The sequence below is a fragment of the Neisseria sp. RH3002v2g genome (assembly GCF_014596425.2).
Classification (GTDB): Bacteria; Pseudomonadota; Gammaproteobacteria; order Burkholderiales; family Neisseriaceae; genus Neisseria.
The window spans coordinates 2,067,295-2,083,961 of sequence record NZ_CP110721.1 but is presented as its reverse complement, the minus strand read 5'-3'; the positions used below and the strand labels follow the sequence as shown (position 1 = coordinate 2,083,961).

The window sequence follows — 16,667 nt, the reverse complement described above, 5'->3', positions numbered from 1 at the left end:
CCTACTTTTTCAATTAAAACGTGTGTTTAACCGTTGCAGTCACACTACGCGGCGTGCCGTAGACATGAATATCCGGCATGGTGCGGTAGCGTTTGTTGAACACGTTTTCAAAGTCTAAACCGATGCGGGTGGATTTGCCGATTTTGTAATGCGCGGTCAAGTCCAGCGTGGCGTATGGGCGTTGGGTCAATGCAGCGGCGGCGGCCGGATTGATATCTGCCGGGTATTCGTCTAGCGTGTGGCTGCGGCTTTGCCAGTTGACGTTGGCACCCAGATTCAAACGGTCGGTTACGTCATACGCGGTAAAGAGTTTGAACAAGTGAACCGGATAAGACGGATGCAGTTGAACCCCTTCGCTGTCTTTGATTTTGGAACGTGCATAAGACGCATTCAGCAGCCATTTGTCACTCAGGCGGCCGCCGACAGAGAGCTCCACACCTTTTGTTGTAGTGTTGTCGGCTGCACGGTAGTATTCCTCGCCATTTGCGAATTTACCTGCGACAACGCCCAAATGGTCGCGTTTGTTCATAAAGACGGAAGCGGAAGCATTCAGACGGCCTTCAAACCATGAAGCTTTCAAACCGGTCTCGTAGGTTTTGCCGCGCTGCGGTTTGAGCGCTGCGCCGTCTTTGGTCAGGTAACGCACTTGCGGACGGAAAATGGTGGTGTAAGACGCATAGGCGGTCAGATTGTCTCCTATGTCGTAGGTTACGCCCAAATAAGGAATGAAAACGTTTTGTTTGTGGCTGCTGTGTGCGAATTTGTTACGGCTGGTGCTGTAACGGTAACGCCAATCCACAAAACGGCCGCCGCCGATAAAGGCGAGCTTGTCGGTCAGTTTGAAACGGGTCGAGCCGTAAACCGACAGGTTTTTCATGCGTGAAAAACCATCGCGCAGATACGGCATATCGGGTTTAGCGATGTTACCGTTAAAGAGGCGCAAGTCAGGAATCATCGATTCGCCTTCTTCATAGAAAGACAGGTTTTCTTTGTTGTCCTGATAGCTGATGCCGATATTGAACTCGTGCGAGCGGCCCAGCGCTGGATAATTGCCGTCCAAGGCCAGCGCAAAATTCTGATCGCGGTATTTGCTGCGGTCGCGGTCTGAAGTGAAAAGTGCAGAGTAATCGGGATTGATTTCAAATGTACCGGCAATGCCTGAAACGATGTCGTTTTTACCCGAAACATGGCTGTAATCGCCTGTCAGTTTCCAGCCGTTGTCAAACTCATGGCTGAGGGAAGTGAATACTTCGACACTGGTGTCTTTGCCGTATGCCCAGCGTGCGGAAGAATTGCTGCGTGGCGAAGATTCAAACGGTTTGAATCCGTCTTTACGATTACCTGCTGCGGTCAGATAGCTGAAACGCGAGCTGCCGGTATTGCGGAAACGGTGTATTTCCGTACCGAGGCGCCAGTGGGTTTGCGGCGTGAGGTCGTAAGACAGAATACCGTAGAACGTGTGATTGTGGCGCGATGTGTTCGGTAGGTAATCGCCGCCGTGGTCGCTGACCAAAATAGCGCGGCCGCGCAAGGTATTGTCGGCATTCAAAGGATGATTGGCATCAAGGACGAAACGGTAGTGGTTCCACGAACCGACACCGGCTTCCACGCTGATGGCTGGCTTGGCAGTCGGTTTTTTACGTTCCAACGCAACCGTACCGCCCGGCTCGCCCATACCGCCGTTGGACAAACCGCTTGCGCCGCGCACGACGACGACTTGTTCGTACAATGCGCTGTCCAGATTGTTGGTGCCGCGGCGGATGGCTTTACCGTCGTAAAGGAATTTGGGCGCACCGTCCACGGAAATGCTGTCAATCGCCTGACTGCGCGAAATAAATTGGCTGTGGCCGGAGACGTTGTTGCCCATTTTGCTGTGGAACACGCCTGGCGTTTGTTTCAACACGTCCTGCAAGGTATCCAAACCTTGGTCGTCCATTTGTTTTTCGGTAACGACGGACAAAGACTGCGGCGTTTCGCGCTGGGTCAGGCGGATGCCTGTCGCAGCGGAGGAAGCCGGAATGGTGTAGTTGGAAGTAGTCTGTTTTCCGACACCTTGGACGGTAACTGTCGGCAAATCGACATGTTCTTGCGGCTGGCTATTTTCTACTTCGGTTGCGAAAGAATACGCCGAACACAGCGCCAGACTGACGGCAAAGCTTAATTTGCCATAGGGAAATACGGGGAGTGACATAGCTTCTCCAGTTAGCTGATGTTTTAATTTGGTGGCAGATTCTATCAAAAAGATGTAGTCCGATGAAACTATGTTCTAATCACTATTTTCTAAGTAGTTCGTTTAATTCAAAATATTTATTTTTAATCTAGTCCTAATTAACTAAAAAGGCCGTCTGAAACCCATATCATCAGGTTTTCAGACGGCCTCAATCTTTTTATCACAAAAAATCAGTCTGCCAATTTTCGTGCCAATTCTGCCAAACGTTTACCTTGTGCAAAGGCAATGTCGTTCTCTTCGGCGGTCAATGCTGGCTTGCTGTCATGGCCGGAAATATGGCTTGCGCCGTAAGGCGTGCCGCCGCTTTGGGTATTGCTGAGCGCGGACTCGGTATAGGGAATGCCGCTGATGACCATGCCGTGGTGCAACAGGGGCAGCATCATGGTCAGCAAGGTGCTTTCTTGGCCGCCGTGCAGAGAAGATGTGCTGGTGAATACGGTGGCAGGTTTGCCGACGAGTTCTGCGCCGAGCCAAAGGGGAATGGTGCCGTCGATAAAGTATTTCATTGCGGCGGCCATATTGCCGAAACGTGTCGGGCTGCCAAGCGCGAGGCCGGCGCAATTTTTGAGGTCGTCGGCAGTCGCGTAGGGCGCGCCTTCGTCGGGAACGGCTTTTTCAACGGCTTCGCAAACGGTGGAAACTTTGGGCACGGTACGCAACACGGCTTCGCAACCGTCCACGCTTTCGATACCACGTGCGATTTGGCGGGCAAGGTTGCGCGTACTGCCGTTTTGGGAATAAAAGAGGACGAGGATTTTCAGGGGATTTGGGTTCATTTGGGGTTTCCGTTACAATGCTGTCAGGTTTCAGACGGCCTTTTGAATACTCGGGCCGTCTGAAAAGCAAAATTTCTATTCAAAAGTGGGAAAAGGTTATGCCGTTTTCGCAATGGTGGCAAGATTTTTTGAAAAGTAAGGGCGTGGCGTTTGCTTGGTTTGTCGTGCGCCGTTTTGATGACGAGCGTGTGCCGCAGGTGGCGGCAAGCATGACGTTTACGACGCTTTTGGCTTTGGTACCCGTGTTGACGGTGATGGTCGTCATCGCTTCGGCCTTCCCCGTTTTCGACCAATGGTCGGGGGAATTTGTCTCTTTTATCAACCGCACCATTGTGCCGCAGGGTGCGGATATGGTGTTTGACTACATCAATGCGTTCCGCGATAAGGCCACCAAGCTGACGGCCATCGGCAGTGTGATGTTGGTCGTAACCTCGCTGATGCTGATTCGGACGATAGACAATGCGTTCAACCGGATTTGGCGCGTCAATTCGCAACGGCCCTGGATGATGCAGTTTTTGGTGTATTGGGCGTTGCTGACGTTTGGGCCTTTGTCTTTGGGCGTGGGGCTGTCGGTCGTAATCGGCCAGGTGCAATTGGTGGGCGGCTCGGAATGGCTGAGGGTTATCACTGCGGTTTCATTTATTACGGTTCTGCTGTGGGGCTTGTACCGCTTTGTACCCAACCGTTTCGTACCGGCCAGCCATGCTTTGGTCGGCGCGGCCGTAACGGCGTTTTGCTTGGAAACAGCACGCTTTTTGTTCGCTTGGTACATGGGCAACTTTGACGGCTACAAATCGATTTACGGCGCATTTGCCGCGGTACCTTTTTTCCTGTTGTGGCTCAACCTGTTATGGACGCTGGTATTGGGCGGCGCGGTTTTGACCTCGTCCCTGTCCTACTGGCGCGGCGAAGCGTTCCGCCGCAGTCTGGATGCGCGCGGCCGATTTGACGATGTATTGAAAATCCTGCTGCTGCTCGATTCTGCCCAACAAAACGGCAAGGCATTGCCGGTGCAGGAGTTCAGACGGCATATCAATATGGGCTTTGACGAATTGGGCGAGCTTTTGGAAAAACTGGCGCGACACGGCTATGTCTATTCCGGCCGCCAAGGCTGGGTCTTGAAAACGGGGGCGGAATCCATCGATTTGGCGGAGCTGTTCAAACTCTTTGTCTACCGCCCGCAAACGCTCAACAAAGACAAGGTCAATCAAACGGTTGACCACATCATGCAGCCCTGCTTGGAAACCTTGAACATGACGCTTGCCGAGTTCGGCGCCCATACAAAAAAACAATCCTCTTAAACCTGATGCCGTCTGAAAGCAAAAATATCAAGTTTCAGACGGCCTTTGCTATAATCGGCACACTACTGAATACAATATTCAACCTACAAGGAAAAATAGATGAAAACACCAGCCCTACTCTCTCTGCTCGGTTTGATTCCATCTGCCGCCTTTGCCGCCCACGGCGTAGGCCTCGGCCAACCGCCCAAATATCCGGCCAACTTCACCGCTTTCGAATACGTCAACCCCAATGCCCCCAAAGGCGGCACGTTTACCACGCCTTTCCTCGGTGCTTTTGACACGCTCAACCCCTTTACCCTCAAAGGCAACCACGAATACGGCATCAGCATGCTGACACTCGACACCCTGACCGAGCAAAGCATGGACGAACCTTACGCTGTTTACGGCCTGATTGCCGAAGACATCGCCCTGGCGCCGGACGGCCTTTCCGTTACCTTCAAAATCAACCCCAAAGCCAAATTCCACAACGGCGACCCCGTTTTGGCCAAAGACGTTGCCGCTTCATTTAACATCCTGACCAAAGACAAAGCCGCCGCCCCCATGTACCACTTCTACTGGAGCGACGTGGCCAAAGTAGAAACGCCCAACGACCGCACCGTCGTGTTCCGCTTCAAGCAGCGCAACTCAGAATTGCACATGATTCTCGGCAGCCTGCCCGTCTTCTCGCATAAAAGCTATCCAAAAGGCCTGGCCGCCGCGCCCAACAGCCTGCCCATCGGCTCCGGCCCCTACCGCTTTGCCAAAGCCGAAAACGGCCGCATCAGCGAGTTTGTCCGCGACAAAAACTACTGGGCGCAAAACCTGCCCGTGCGCAAAGGCCGCTACAACTACGACCACATCCGCATCAAATACGTCAAAGACGAAGTTGTCCGCATCGAAGGGTTAAAAGGCGGCCAATATGACTTCGTACAAGAAAACGTCGCCCGCAACTGGGCGCGCGCCTACTCCGACGAAGTCCTCAAAAAACGCAACCTGTCCAAACACGAATGGCTGCAAAACAGCACCGCCGGCATGCAAGGCTTCGTCATCAATATGCGCCACAAGCCCTTGGACAATATTTACGTCCGCCGCGCCTTGATTGAAAGCTTCGACTACGAAAGCGTCAACAGCCGCATCTTCTACGGCGCATACCGCCGCACCGACAGTTTCTTCACCAACAGCACCATGGCCGCAACCGGCAAACCCGACCGTGCAGAAACCGCATTGCTCAAATCATTGGGCACCAAGCTGCCCGAGGGCGTATTGGATCAAGACGTCCCTATGCCACCGGTTACCGACCCCAAACTGGGCGTGCGCCCGAACCTGCTCAAAGCACGCGCCCTGCTTGAAAAAGGCGGCTACCAATACAAAAACGGCAAAGCAGTGGACAAACAAGGCAAACCGCTGACCTTTGAATTCCTCGCCCCAAGCAAAAACTACGAACGCATTACCGCTAAATGGCAGCGCGACCTCGCCAAAATCGGTATTACCATGAACGTGCGCACCGCCGATTCCGCCGTGTACCAAAAACGCATGAACGACTTCGATTTTGACGTAACCACCGGCTACTACGGCAACAGCGAAAGCCCCGGCAACGAGCAATACGACTACTTCAGCTGCGCCGCCGCCAAAACCGAAGGCAGCCGCAACCTATCCGGCGTCTGCCATCCCGCGGTTGAAAAACTGCTGGCCCATTTCAACAGCTTTACCAACCGCCAAGAGCTGCAAACCACCTCGCGCGCGCTTGACCGACTGATCCGCCACCAATACACCATCGTTCCAAACTGGTTCGCCGACCGCTACCGCGTCGTGTACCGTAACGATGTGGGCATTCCGTCCAAGCTGCCGAAATACTACGACCCCATCACCTTCGCCATGACCGCAGGCTGGAAGAAAAAGTAGTCGTATTTCGACAACACGCAAAGCGACTGACAAGCCCTTGACGCTTAGCCTTTGGCATAAAGACCCCATTATTCGTTTAAAACCAATTAATCCATCCAGACCAAATAACCGCAAAAGAAAAAACAACTTAAAGCCAAATCAAAGGCCGTCTGAAACACCCGCCAGCAAAATCATCTGCAACGGAACATTTCAGACGGCCTTTTCGTCTCTTTTCAATCCAGTTTCGTAACCGAAACAAAATATCAAAAATTAACAAAAAAATTGCAACACAATACCCTCAAAATTTACAAAACCGTGTACACTTCCAACTTAAGATTTTGAATTATAAGAATAATCGTAATAAGAACTACAATCATCTCAATTTAACCAACATCAAGCGTTCATATAATAAAAGGAACAAAAACATGGAAATCAAACGTCTGTCTACCATTCTCAAACTGATTGCCAACCCCGAACGCATGGCCATCCTTTTCCTGCTGCTGGACGGCGACCGCAGCATTACCGAACTGGCACAAGCACTCGGCTCCTCCCCGACCGGCATCGCCAACCACCTCGCACGCCTGCGCACCGAAGGCATCATCGATTTCACGCGCTACCACCGCATCATCGAATACCGCCTCATCTCTGAAGAAGCCGCCACCATCCTCAATACCCTGCGCACGCTCAAAGACCCAGCCGAATAAACAAATTATTCCACATCGCAACATCAAGGCCGTCTGAAACATCAGCTTTCAGACGGCCTGCCCTTTCAGCCCATATCGAAAAATAAACCAATCCGCTATACAATACCGCCCATGCCCACAGGCGCCATCCGCCGTCTTCCCACCCAACAGCACACACGGAAACATCATGAAAATCGCCACATGGAACGTCAATTCCCTCAACGTCCGCCTGCCCCAAGTACAAAACTGGCTGGCCGACCACCAAGCCGACATCCTCGCCTTACAAGAACTCAAACTCGACCAAGACAAATTCCCGGCCGCCGCCCTGCAAATGATGGGCTGGCACTGCGTCTGGAGCGGCCAAAAAACCTATAACGGCGTCGCCATCATCAGCCGCCACGAACCGCAAGACGTACATTGCGGCCTGCCCGCCCTCCCCGACGACCCACAACGCCGCGTCATCGCCGCCACCATCAACGGCGTGCGCGTCATCAACGTCTATTGCGTCAACGGCGAAGCCCTGGACAGCCCCAAATTCAAATACAAAGAACAATGGTTTGCCGCATTGACCGAGTTCGTCCGCGCCGAAATGGCCGTACACCCCAAACTCGTCCTGCTCGGCGACTTCAACATCGCCCCGGCCGATGCCGACTGCTACGACCCCGAAAAATGGCACGAAAAAATCCATTGTTCCTCCATCGAAAGACAATGGTTTAAAAACCTGCTCGACCTCGGCCTGACCGACAGCCTGCGAAAAATCCACCCCGAAGGCGCGTTCTACACCTGGTTCGACTACCGCGGCGCCATGTTCCAACGCAAACTCGGCCTGCGCATCGACCACATCCTCACCAGCACCGAACTCGCCGCCACCCTTACCGACGTCACCGTCGACCTAGAAACCCGCGCCCAAGAACGCCCCAGCGACCATGCGCCGGTAATCGCCGAGTTTGACTGCTAGGTTTTGAGTGAATAAACAATAAGACCGTCTGAAAACTAGATTTCAGACGGCCTTTATTCTAAAAGTTTTCAGACGACGTTTGAGATTGTCTAAAAGTTTGAAACAATGGTTTGAACACCAAAAAACGCGTGCGTGCGTACCGCACACACCCTACATCAGCTTAAAAATTTGTACCACCTGCAGATAGGGTGTGTGGCGTAGCCACGCACGCGGTTGGTCATGCAGGCTACAGCTTGCTAGAAACCCGCGCCCAAGAACGCCCCAGCGACCATGCACCGGTGATTGCTGACTTTGACTGTTAGATTTTAAAGCAATATAAACAATAAAGCCGTCTGAAAACTGGTTTTCAGACGGCCTTATTGCAAAAGGTTTTCAGACGATGTTTGAGGTTGTCTGAAAGTTTAAAACAATAGTTGAATGACAAAGAACGCGTGCGTGCGTACCGCACACACCCTACACCTCAGTTTTAAAGCCTGTGCCGCCGCAGGTAGGGTGTGTGGTGCAGCCACGCACGCGGTTGGTGGAGATGCAGGCTACGGCTTGCTTAAACACCGTCATTCCCGCGCAGGCGGGAATCCAGATCGTGGAACTTAGGCAACCTTTTTCCCCGACAGGTTTCCCGTGCCGCCCGGTATGGATTCCCGCCTGCGCGGGAATGACGGATTGAGGGCATTTGGAAGAAATAAAGAGAACAAGGCCGTCTGAAAATGGATTCACGGTTTTCAGACGACGTTTGAGGTCGTCTGAAAGTTTGAAGCAATGGCTTGAACGGCAAAAACCGCGTACATGCGTACCGCGCACCCTACTCATGCAGGCTACGACCTGCTTAATAACAGGTTACAAATGTTAATTCATCAATCACTATGTAATATTTGTTGTTTTGCGATACTCTTAAATCACCCAAATATAAAATATAAGAGCCAACTAAATCTTCTACCATATTTATCCTAAATCTATCAAAGAAACGCTGTTGAATCGTCGTTGGCAAACATAAGCTGACATCCTCACGCCCGCCAGAATTAAGCCAAATAGTGCCATCCTGTCCCGCACCAATATCAACAATTTGCCCCCAATATCCACAAATACGACCTATGCAATTTTGGTTAATTTCATTAAATGGGACAAAAAACTCGGATATAGTTTGATTTATAGTGCCAACTTCAATCATTTGTTCTGAAAAACGAAACGCTGGATTGATAATTAAGCTTCTTAATATAGTACTTAAACGACGATGGACTACTGCATTAGGACGATTACCATTTCCTCTGAATCGTACTCCTCTCCCTGCCCCATTTTCATTCATATCATCATCAATATGATTTACAGCTTCTGCTGCACCATAATTAAGGTCTAATACAATCCGCTGCCCATCATTATGCAAAACATCTTCATCATCATTTTCTCCATTGATCAATCTACTTAATGGAGCACTTTCAATACACTCATCATTATGAGGGCGAGCTCCAAAACAGGCAGCCTGCCCATTTCTAGCCGCTTTTCTAAAAAAAGCAGGAGCATGGCAAGTCGGACATTCAAGAAATCTCCTTAACTGGGAGATAGTTGCTATATCAAGTTGAGAAAATTGATACGCACTGTAAGTTTGGTTATTTATAGTACAAAAAGCATTATCCATCACAACTCCTCTAATTTATTTAGATTGAAAATCATCCGTATATAAATTGGACTATTTGCATAAATTTCAAGAATAATATCAAACTTATCCGTCACTCAGCCCCAAACAACAAATTCTCCTTAATCCCCCGAATCCTATCCCTTAGCACTGCCGCCTCTTCAAACTGCAAATCCCTAGCCGCCTGCTGCATGGCTTTTTCGAGTTTGGCGATTTCTTTAATCGCGTCTTCTTCGTTGTGAATCTCGCCGACTTTAACCTTGTTTTTGCCTTTCAGACGGCCTTTGCCGCCGTCTTCTTCGTGGTACACGCCGTCGATGATGTCTTTGACTTGTTTTTTAATCTGCTGCGGCACGATGCCGTGTTCTTCGTTGAATTTCATCTGTTTTTCGCGGCGGCGTTCGGTTTCGTCGATGGCGGCTTTCATGGAGTCGGTGATTTTGTCGGCGTACAGGATGGCGACGCCGTTCACGTTACGCGCGGCTCGGCCTATGGTTTGAATCAGGCTGCGGTGGGAGCGCAGGAAGCCTTCTTTGTCGGCGTCGAGGATGGCGACGAGGGAGACTTCGGGGATGTCCAAGCCTTCGCGCAAGAGATTGATGCCGACGAGTACGTCAAACAATCCGAGCCGCAAATCTCTAATGATTTCAACGCGCTCGACGGTGTCGATGTCGCTGTGCAGGTAGCGCACTTTGATGCCGAGTTCGCTGTAATAGTCGGTGAGTTGCTCCGCCATGCGTTTGGTGAGGGTGGTAACGAGCACGCGTTCGCCTTTTTGGATACGGTCGTTGATTTCGCTCATTAAATCATCAACTTGGGTAGCAACGGGACGGATGATGATTTGGGGATCGACCAGCCCTGTGGGACGGACGACTTGTTCGACCACTTGTCCGGCGTGTTCTTCTTCATATTTGGCGGGGGTGGCGGAAACGAAGACGGTTTGCGGCATGACTTTTTCAAATTCGTGGAATTTGAGCGGGCGGTTGTCGCGGGCGGAAGGCAGGCGGAAGCCGTAGTCGACGAGGTTTTGCTTGCGCGATGCGTCACCTTTGTACATGCCGCCGATTTGGGTAACGGTAACGTGGCTTTCGTCGATGAACATGATGGCGTTGTCGGGCAGGTAGTCCATCAGCGTGGGCGGTGGTTCGCCTTCTTTTTTGCCGGAGAAGTGGCGGGAGTAGTTTTCGATGCCTTTGCAGAAGCCCATTTCATAGAGCATTTCGAGGTCGAAGCGGGTGCGCTGTTCGATGCGTTGTTGTTCAACAGGGCGTTGTTCGCGGGCGAAAAATTCGATGCGTTCGCGTAGCTCTTCTTTGATAGACTCGCAGGCGCGCAATACGGTGTCGCGCGGGGTAACGTAGTGGCTGGACGGGAAGACGGTGTAGCGGCCGACGCGTTGGATAAGGCCGCCTGAAAGCGGGTCGAACATATCGAGACGGTCGATTTCGTCGTCGAACAGGCTGATGCGCAAGGCGTTTTCGGAGCTTTCGGCGGGGTACACGTCAATCACGTCGCCGCGCACGCGGAAGCTGCCGCGTTTGAAGTCCAAATCGCCGCGTTCGTACTGCATGGAAACGAGCGTGGCGATGATGTCGCGCTGCTCGATGGTGTCGCCTTCTTTGACGGACAACACCATTTGTTGGTATTCGGTCGGGTCGCCAATACCGTAAATGGCGGACACGGTGGCGACGATAATCACGTCGTCGCGCGTCATCAGGTTCTTGGTGGCGGAAAGGCGCATCTGTTCGATGTGTTCGTTAATCGCGCTGTCTTTTTCAATGAACAAGTCGCGGCTGGGCACATAGGCTTCGGGTTGGTAATAGTCGTAGTAGGAAACGAAATATTCCACCGCGTTTTCGGGGAAAAACTCGCGCATTTCGGCGTAGAGCTGGGCGGCAAGGGTTTTGTTGTGTGCCATGATGATAGCGGGTCGGCCGCTTTGAGCGATGACGTTCGCCATTGTATAGGTTTTGCCCGAACCGGTTACACCGAGCAGGGTTTGATAGGCAAGGCCGTCTGAAAGCCCTTCGAGCAGGCCGGCAATGGCTGTCGGCTGATCACCGGCGGGTGGGAAGGGCTGGTGGAGTTTAAACGGAGAATTGGGGTATTGGATGACTTCCATAAGACAGCCTGTTTTATGTTCAGGTAAAGAGAAGATTATAACAAAGGGCCGTCTGAAAATTGATAGTAACCAATCTAACAAGACTAAATTTCATCTCCTCTCTTTGCTACTTGAGGTTTATTCTGTTGAATCTCTCCTCTTCAATTCCCCTACCCCATAAAAGGCTTACACTCCGCATCATTACCCCTAAATATCTCCTCACCGTCCGTACAGCTACCCTTCCCCTTCATCTTCCCGCACACCACCGCCGTCAGCGACTCGTTCAAGCGCAGCACCCTCGGCTCTGCTTCCCTATCCAGCGCCACCGCCTTCAAGGTAAACTTACCCTCCAGGATACCTTTAGCCTGACCGCTCATCCTGATACAGAAACCGCCCGCCTCCTTCACCGGCAATTCCGGCCACTTCGTCGACGTCAGCTTAAAGCTACCCTTTTTCGCATAGAACTGCTCCATAAAGCGCGCATTTTCCAGCAGCGCGGCATGCGCCGCACGCAGGTTGGCCGAGCGGACCGATTCCCGATAGGCCGTAAAGGCAGCCGCCGCCAAGATCGAAACCAGCAGCATCACCACCAACAGCTGTACCAATGAGTAGCCCCTCTGCACAGTTGCCCCATTCCGTTTTCCGTCAAATGCTTTTAAGTACATATCTTTCTTCCCTTTATCTTTTATATCCCTATCCAATAGGCGTCCTATCCGTTTATCCCTTTACCCAATGGAATCCTCCCACTGGTTCAAGCTTCATCCCCGCCGCCCCAAACAAAGCCGCCCCGGGCCCAACCGGCAAACGGTTCGGCCGCAGGGCGGCATACAGGCAGAATCCGGCTTATTTTTTCACGGCAGGCTGGGCGGCCTTAGGCGCGGCAGAAGAAACCGTCGCCTCCGCCTTCAACTTGTTCAGCACCGCATCACCGATGCCCTTCACGTTTTTCAGCTCCTCCACCGATTTGAACGCACCGTTCTTCTGACGGTATTCCACAATCGCCTTCGCCTTAGCCGGGCCGATACCCGGCAATGCCTCCAGTTCCACAGAAGAGGCCGTATTGACGTTCACGGCAGCCAAAGAGAATGCCGTACACACGGCGGCAACTACACCAAATAAAAATTTCTTCATCAGGGTTTTCCTATAACGTGTTGGATTGAATCAACCGGGCCGTCTGCAGGACGGTTTTCCCCACCCCGCCGACACTGCCACACGACAGTAGAACACGGCCCTATTCCATATAAATGCATACGACATATTAACGCAAATACCGTTCGATTTCAAACATTCCAAACGGTTAACCATAACTTTCGGTACTTTTGTGCAAGAATAACAACAGGGTAAATATTTCCGATTCCAATACCAAGATGCACAAATACTCCATAAACACCGGCATATCACTATCCCAATGTGTGATCCCAACACCTGTTACCCCAATTCTGCCGCCAAACCGATAGAAACGACAGGCATGTAAAAAGCCCCCGACATCAGTCGGAGGCTTCGGAATGGGTGTTTGGCGGTGACCTACTTTCACATGGAAGAACCACACTATCATCGGCGCTGAGTCGTTTCACGGTCCTGTTCGGGATGGGAAGGCGTGGGACCAACTCGCTATGGCCGCCAAACTTAAACTGTTACAAATCGGTAAAGCCTTAATCAATTATTCGGTGATGACTGAATCAGTCAGTAAGCTTTTATTATTTGAAGTTCTTCAAATGATAGAGTCAAGCCTCACGAGCAATTAGTATGGGTTAGCTTCACGCGTTACCGCGCTTCCACACCCCACCTATCAACGTCCTGGTCTCGAACGACTCTTTAGTGTGGTTAAACCACAAGGGAAGTCTCATCTTCAGGCGAGTTTCGCGCTTAGATGCTTTCAGCGCTTATCTCTTCCGAACTTAGCTACCCGGCTATGCAACTGGCGTTACAACCGGTACACCAGAGGTTCGTCCACTCCGGTCCTCTCGTACTAGGAGCAGCCCCCGTCAAACTTCCAACGCCCACTGCAGATAGGGACCAAACTGTCTCACGACGTTTTAAACCCAGCTCACGTACCACTTTAAATGGCGAACAGCCATACCCTTGGGACCGACTACAGCCCCAGGATGTGATGAGCCGACATCGAGGTGCCAAACTCCGCCGTCGATATGAACTCTTGGGCGGAATCAGCCTGTTATCCCCGGAGTACCTTTTATCCGTTGAGCGATGGCCCTTCCATACAGAACCACCGGATCACTATGTCCTGCTTTCGCACCTGCTCGACTTGTCGGTCTCGCAGTTAAGCTACCTTTTGCCATTGCACTATCAGTCCGATTTCCGACCGGACCTAGGTAACCTTCGAACTCCTCCGTTACTCTTTGGGAGGAGACCGCCCCAGTCAAACTGCCTACCATGCACGGTCCCCGACCCGGATTACGGGTCTGGGTTAGAACCTCAAAGACACCAGGGTGGTATTTCAAGGACGGCTCCACAGAGACTGGCGTCTCTGCTTCAAAGCCTCCCACCTATCCTACACAAGTGACTTCAAAGTCCAATGCAAAGCTACAGTAAAGGTTCACGGGGTCTTTCCGTCTAGCAGCGGGTAGATTGCATCTTCACAACCACTTCAACTTCGCTGAGTCTCGGGAGGAGACAGTGTGGCCATCGTTACGCCATTCGTGCGGGTCGGAACTTACCCGACAAGGAATTTCGCTACCTTAGGACCGTTATAGTTACGGCCGCCGTTTACTGGGGCTTCGATCCGATGCTTGCACATCTTCAATTAACCTTCCAGCACCGGGCAGGCGTCACACCCTATACGTCCACTTTCGTGTTAGCAGAGTGCTGTGTTTTTAATAAACAGTCGCAGCCACCTATTCTCTGCGACCCTCCAGGGCTTACGGAGCAAGTCCTTAACCTTAGAGGGCATACCTTCTCCCGAAGTTACGGTATCAATTTGCCGAGTTCCTTCTCCCGAGTTCTCTCAAGCGCCTTAGAATTCTCATCCTGCCCACCTGTGTCGGTTTGCGGTACGGTTCGATTCAAACTGAAGCTTAGTGGCTTTTCCTGGAAGCGTGGTATCGGTTACTTCATGTCCGTAGACACTCGTCGTCACTTCTCGGTGTTAAGAAGACCCGGATTTGCCTAAGTCTTCCACCTACCGGCTTAAACAAGCTATTCCAACAGCTTGCTAACCTAACCTTCTCCGTCCCCACATCGCATTTGAATCAAGTACAGGAATATTAACCTGTTTCCCATCGACTACGCATTTCTGCCTCGCCTTAGGGGCCGACTCACCCTACGCCGATGAACGTTGCGTAGGAAACCTTGGGCTTTCGGCGAGCGGGCTTTTCACCCGCTTTATCGCTACTCATGTCAACATTCGCACTTCTGATACCTCCAGCACACTTTACAATGCACCTTCATCGGCCTACAGAACGCTCCCCTACCATGCCAGTAAACTGGCATCCGCAGCTTCGGTTATAGATTTGAGCCCCGTTACATCTTCCGCGCAGGACGACTCGACCAGTGAGCTATTACGCTTTCTTTAAATGATGGCTGCTTCTAAGCCAACATCCTGGCTGTCTGGGCCTTCCCACTTCGTTTACCACTTAATCTATCATTTGGGACCTTAGCTGGCGGTCTGGGTTGTTTCCCTCTTGACAACGGACGTTAGCACCCGCTGTCTGTCTCCCGAGGAACCACTTGATGGTATTCTTAGTTTGCCATGGGTTGGTAAGTTGCAATAACCCCCTAGCCATAACAGTGCTTTACCCCCATCAGTGTCTTGCTCGAGGCACTACCTAAATAGTTTTCGGGGAGAACCAGCTATCTCCGAGTTTGTTTAGCCTTTCACCCCTATCCACAGCTCATCCCCGCATTTTGCAACATGCGTGGGTTCGGTCCTCCAGTACCTGTTACGGCACCTTCAACCTGGCCATGGATAGATCACTCGGTTTCGGGTCTACACCCAGCAACTGTTCGCCCTATTAAGACTCGGTTTCCCTACGCCTCCCCTATTCGGTTAAGCTCGCTACTGAATGTAAGTCGTTGACCCATTATACAAAAGGTACGCAGTCACACCACAAGGGTGCTCCCACTGTTTGTATGCATCAGGTTTCAGGTTCTATTTCACTCCCCTCCCGGGGTTCTTTTCGCCTTTCCCTCACGGTACTGGTTCACTATCGGTCGATGATGAGTATTTAGCCTTGGAGGATGGTCCCCCCATATTCAGACAGGATTTCACGTGTCCCGCCCTACTTTTCGTACGCTTAGTACCACCATTGAGATTTCGAATACGGGACTATCACCCACTATGGTCAAGCTTCCCAGCTTGTTCTTCTATCTCGACAGTTATCACGTACAGGCTCCTCCGCGTTCGCTCGCCACTACTTGCGGAATCTCGGTTGATTTCTTTTCCTCCGGGTACTTAGATGGTTCAGTTCTCCGGGTTCGCTTCACTTATCCTATGTATTCAGATAAGGATACCTCCTAAGAGGTGGGTTTCCCCATTCGGACACCGCGGGATCATAGCTTTATTGCCAGCTCCCCCGCGCTTTTCGCAGGCTTACACGTCCTTCGTCGCCTATCATCGCCAAGGCATCCACCTGATGCACTTATTCACTTGACTCTATCATTTCAAGAACCTCTCTGACTTCGTTTACCTACCCGTTGACTAGGGAAGCAAACTTGAAATTCCTACTTTGATAAAGCTTACTGCTTGTTGTGTCTTAATCCTGCCTTTTGTGTTTCAGGATTAAGTCGATACAATCATCACCCAAATACTGTGTTTGTTTTCTTTTCTCTTGCGAGAGATTCTTTATCCTTTGCAAAGAATAAAAAATCAAAACAAACTCATTGTCTTTGTTTGTTGATTTCGGCTTTCCAATTTGTTAAAGATCGATGCGTCGATATTTCACTTCGCAAATCAAAATAAGCTGCTAAGTATAGCAGGCTTCCTTTGATTTGTAAAGTGCTTGGTGGAGGCAAACGGGATCGAACCGATGACCCCCTGCTTGCAAAGCAGGTGCTCTACCAACTGAGCTATGCCCCCGTTCTTGGTGGGTCTGGGAGGACTTGAACCTCCGACCCCACGCTTATCAAGCGTGTGCTCTAACCAGCTGAGCTACAAACCCGGATTCTCTTCTTA

11 protein-coding genes, 2 tRNA genes and 2 rRNA genes are annotated in these 16,667 nt (G+C 51.3%); 4 read left to right on the top strand and 11 right to left on the bottom strand.

Annotated features, from left to right (window positions below; translation table 11 throughout):
* Nucleotides 1-13: 13 nt before the first annotated feature.
* Nucleotides 14-2,191, bottom strand: a complete 2,178-nt coding sequence (locus tag BBP27_RS09920; protein ID WP_188212331.1) for a TonB-dependent siderophore receptor — start codon at nt 2,189-2,191, stop codon at nt 14-16.
* Between the two features lie 209 nt (nt 2,192-2,400).
* On the bottom strand, nt 2,401-3,006 hold the full coding sequence (gene wrbA / locus BBP27_RS09915; protein WP_188212332.1) for an NAD(P)H:quinone oxidoreductase: 606 nt from the start codon (nt 3,004-3,006) through the stop codon (nt 2,401-2,403).
* Nucleotides 3,007-3,104: 98 nt separating this feature from the next.
* Between wrbA and BBP27_RS09910 the strand changes: the two genes are divergently transcribed.
* The 4 genes from BBP27_RS09910 to xth all read left to right on the top strand — a co-directional run bounded on the left by BBP27_RS09910 (nt 3,105) and on the right by xth (nt 7,808).
* Nucleotides 3,105-4,307 carry a YihY family inner membrane protein gene (locus BBP27_RS09910; protein WP_003749170.1) on the top strand — a complete coding sequence of 401 codons (1,203 nt, stop codon included), beginning with the start codon at nt 3,105-3,107 and terminating at the stop codon, nt 4,305-4,307.
* A 99-nt stretch (nt 4,308-4,406) separates the two neighbouring features.
* On the top strand, nt 4,407-6,188 hold the full coding sequence (locus tag BBP27_RS09905) for an extracellular solute-binding protein (protein ID WP_188212333.1): 1,782 nt from the start codon (nt 4,407-4,409) through the stop codon (nt 6,186-6,188).
* Between the two features lie 404 nt (nt 6,189-6,592).
* Nucleotides 6,593-6,871, top strand: a complete 279-nt coding sequence (locus BBP27_RS09900; RefSeq protein WP_070625266.1) for an ArsR/SmtB family transcription factor — start codon at nt 6,593-6,595, stop codon at nt 6,869-6,871.
* Nucleotides 6,872-7,037: 166 nt separating this feature from the next.
* Complete coding sequence (xth, locus tag BBP27_RS09895) at nt 7,038-7,808, top strand: exodeoxyribonuclease III (protein WP_188212334.1); 771 nt, start codon at nt 7,038-7,040, stop codon at nt 7,806-7,808.
* Nucleotides 7,809-8,261: 453 nt separating this feature from the next.
* Here the strand turns inward: xth and BBP27_RS09890 are convergent, their stop codons facing one another.
* The 9 genes from BBP27_RS09890 to BBP27_RS09850 all read right to left on the bottom strand — a co-directional run bounded on the left by BBP27_RS09890 (nt 8,262) and on the right by BBP27_RS09850 (nt 16,653).
* Nucleotides 8,262-8,618 carry a hypothetical protein gene (locus tag BBP27_RS09890; protein ID WP_188212335.1) on the bottom strand — a complete coding sequence of 119 codons (357 nt, stop codon included), beginning with the start codon at nt 8,616-8,618 and terminating at the stop codon, nt 8,262-8,264.
* Nucleotides 8,619-8,634: 16 nt separating this feature from the next.
* Nucleotides 8,635-9,441 carry a hypothetical protein gene (locus tag BBP27_RS09885; RefSeq protein ID WP_188212336.1) on the bottom strand — a complete coding sequence of 269 codons (807 nt, stop codon included), beginning with the start codon at nt 9,439-9,441 and terminating at the stop codon, nt 8,635-8,637.
* Between the two features lie 91 nt (nt 9,442-9,532).
* A complete protein-coding gene (gene uvrB / locus BBP27_RS09880; protein ID WP_188212337.1) occupies nt 9,533-11,560 on the bottom strand; it encodes an excinuclease ABC subunit UvrB in 2,028 nt (675 codons plus the stop codon).
* A 149-nt stretch (nt 11,561-11,709) separates the two neighbouring features.
* On the bottom strand, nt 11,710-12,204 hold the full coding sequence (locus BBP27_RS09875) for a type IV pilin protein (protein ID WP_081456519.1): 495 nt from the start codon (nt 12,202-12,204) through the stop codon (nt 11,710-11,712).
* A 178-nt stretch (nt 12,205-12,382) separates the two neighbouring features.
* A complete protein-coding gene (locus BBP27_RS09870) occupies nt 12,383-12,670 on the bottom strand; it encodes a ComEA family DNA-binding protein (protein ID WP_188211820.1) in 288 nt (95 codons plus the stop codon).
* Between the two features lie 380 nt (nt 12,671-13,050).
* Nucleotides 13,051-13,164 (bottom strand): 5S ribosomal RNA (gene rrf, locus BBP27_RS09865).
* Between the two features lie 95 nt (nt 13,165-13,259).
* A 23S ribosomal RNA gene (locus BBP27_RS09860) occupies nt 13,260-16,148 on the bottom strand.
* Between the two features lie 347 nt (nt 16,149-16,495).
* Nucleotides 16,496-16,571: transfer RNA gene (locus tag BBP27_RS09855), tRNA-Ala, on the bottom strand.
* Nucleotides 16,572-16,576: 5 nt separating this feature from the next.
* Nucleotides 16,577-16,653: transfer RNA gene (locus BBP27_RS09850), tRNA-Ile, on the bottom strand.
* Nucleotides 16,654-16,667: the final 14 nt, after the last annotated feature.

What these genes read in the sequence shown, in the direction of transcription:
- BBP27_RS09920 (WP_188212331.1), bottom strand. Translation starts at nt 2,191, where the DNA reads ATGTCACTCCCCGTATTTCCCTATGGCAAATTAAGCTTTGCCGTCAGT.
- wrbA (WP_188212332.1), bottom strand. Translation starts at nt 3,006, where the DNA reads ATGAACCCAAATCCCCTGAAAATCCTCGTCCTCTTTTATTCCCAAAAC.
- BBP27_RS09910 (WP_003749170.1), top strand. Translation starts at nt 3,105, where the DNA reads ATGCCGTTTTCGCAATGGTGGCAAGATTTTTTGAAAAGTAAGGGCGTG.
- BBP27_RS09905 (WP_188212333.1), top strand. Translation starts at nt 4,407, where the DNA reads ATGAAAACACCAGCCCTACTCTCTCTGCTCGGTTTGATTCCATCTGCC.
- BBP27_RS09900 (WP_070625266.1), top strand. Translation starts at nt 6,593, where the DNA reads ATGGAAATCAAACGTCTGTCTACCATTCTCAAACTGATTGCCAACCCC.
- xth (WP_188212334.1), top strand. Translation starts at nt 7,038, where the DNA reads ATGAAAATCGCCACATGGAACGTCAATTCCCTCAACGTCCGCCTGCCC.
- BBP27_RS09890 (WP_188212335.1), bottom strand. Translation starts at nt 8,618, where the DNA reads ATGAGTAGGGTGCGCGGTACGCATGTACGCGGTTTTTGCCGTTCAAGC.
- BBP27_RS09885 (WP_188212336.1), bottom strand. Translation starts at nt 9,441, where the DNA reads ATGGATAATGCTTTTTGTACTATAAATAACCAAACTTACAGTGCGTAT.
- uvrB (WP_188212337.1), bottom strand. Translation starts at nt 11,560, where the DNA reads ATGGAAGTCATCCAATACCCCAATTCTCCGTTTAAACTCCACCAGCCC.
- BBP27_RS09875 (WP_081456519.1), bottom strand. Translation starts at nt 12,204, where the DNA reads ATGTACTTAAAAGCATTTGACGGAAAACGGAATGGGGCAACTGTGCAG.
- BBP27_RS09870 (WP_188211820.1), bottom strand. Translation starts at nt 12,670, where the DNA reads ATGAAGAAATTTTTATTTGGTGTAGTTGCCGCCGTGTGTACGGCATTC.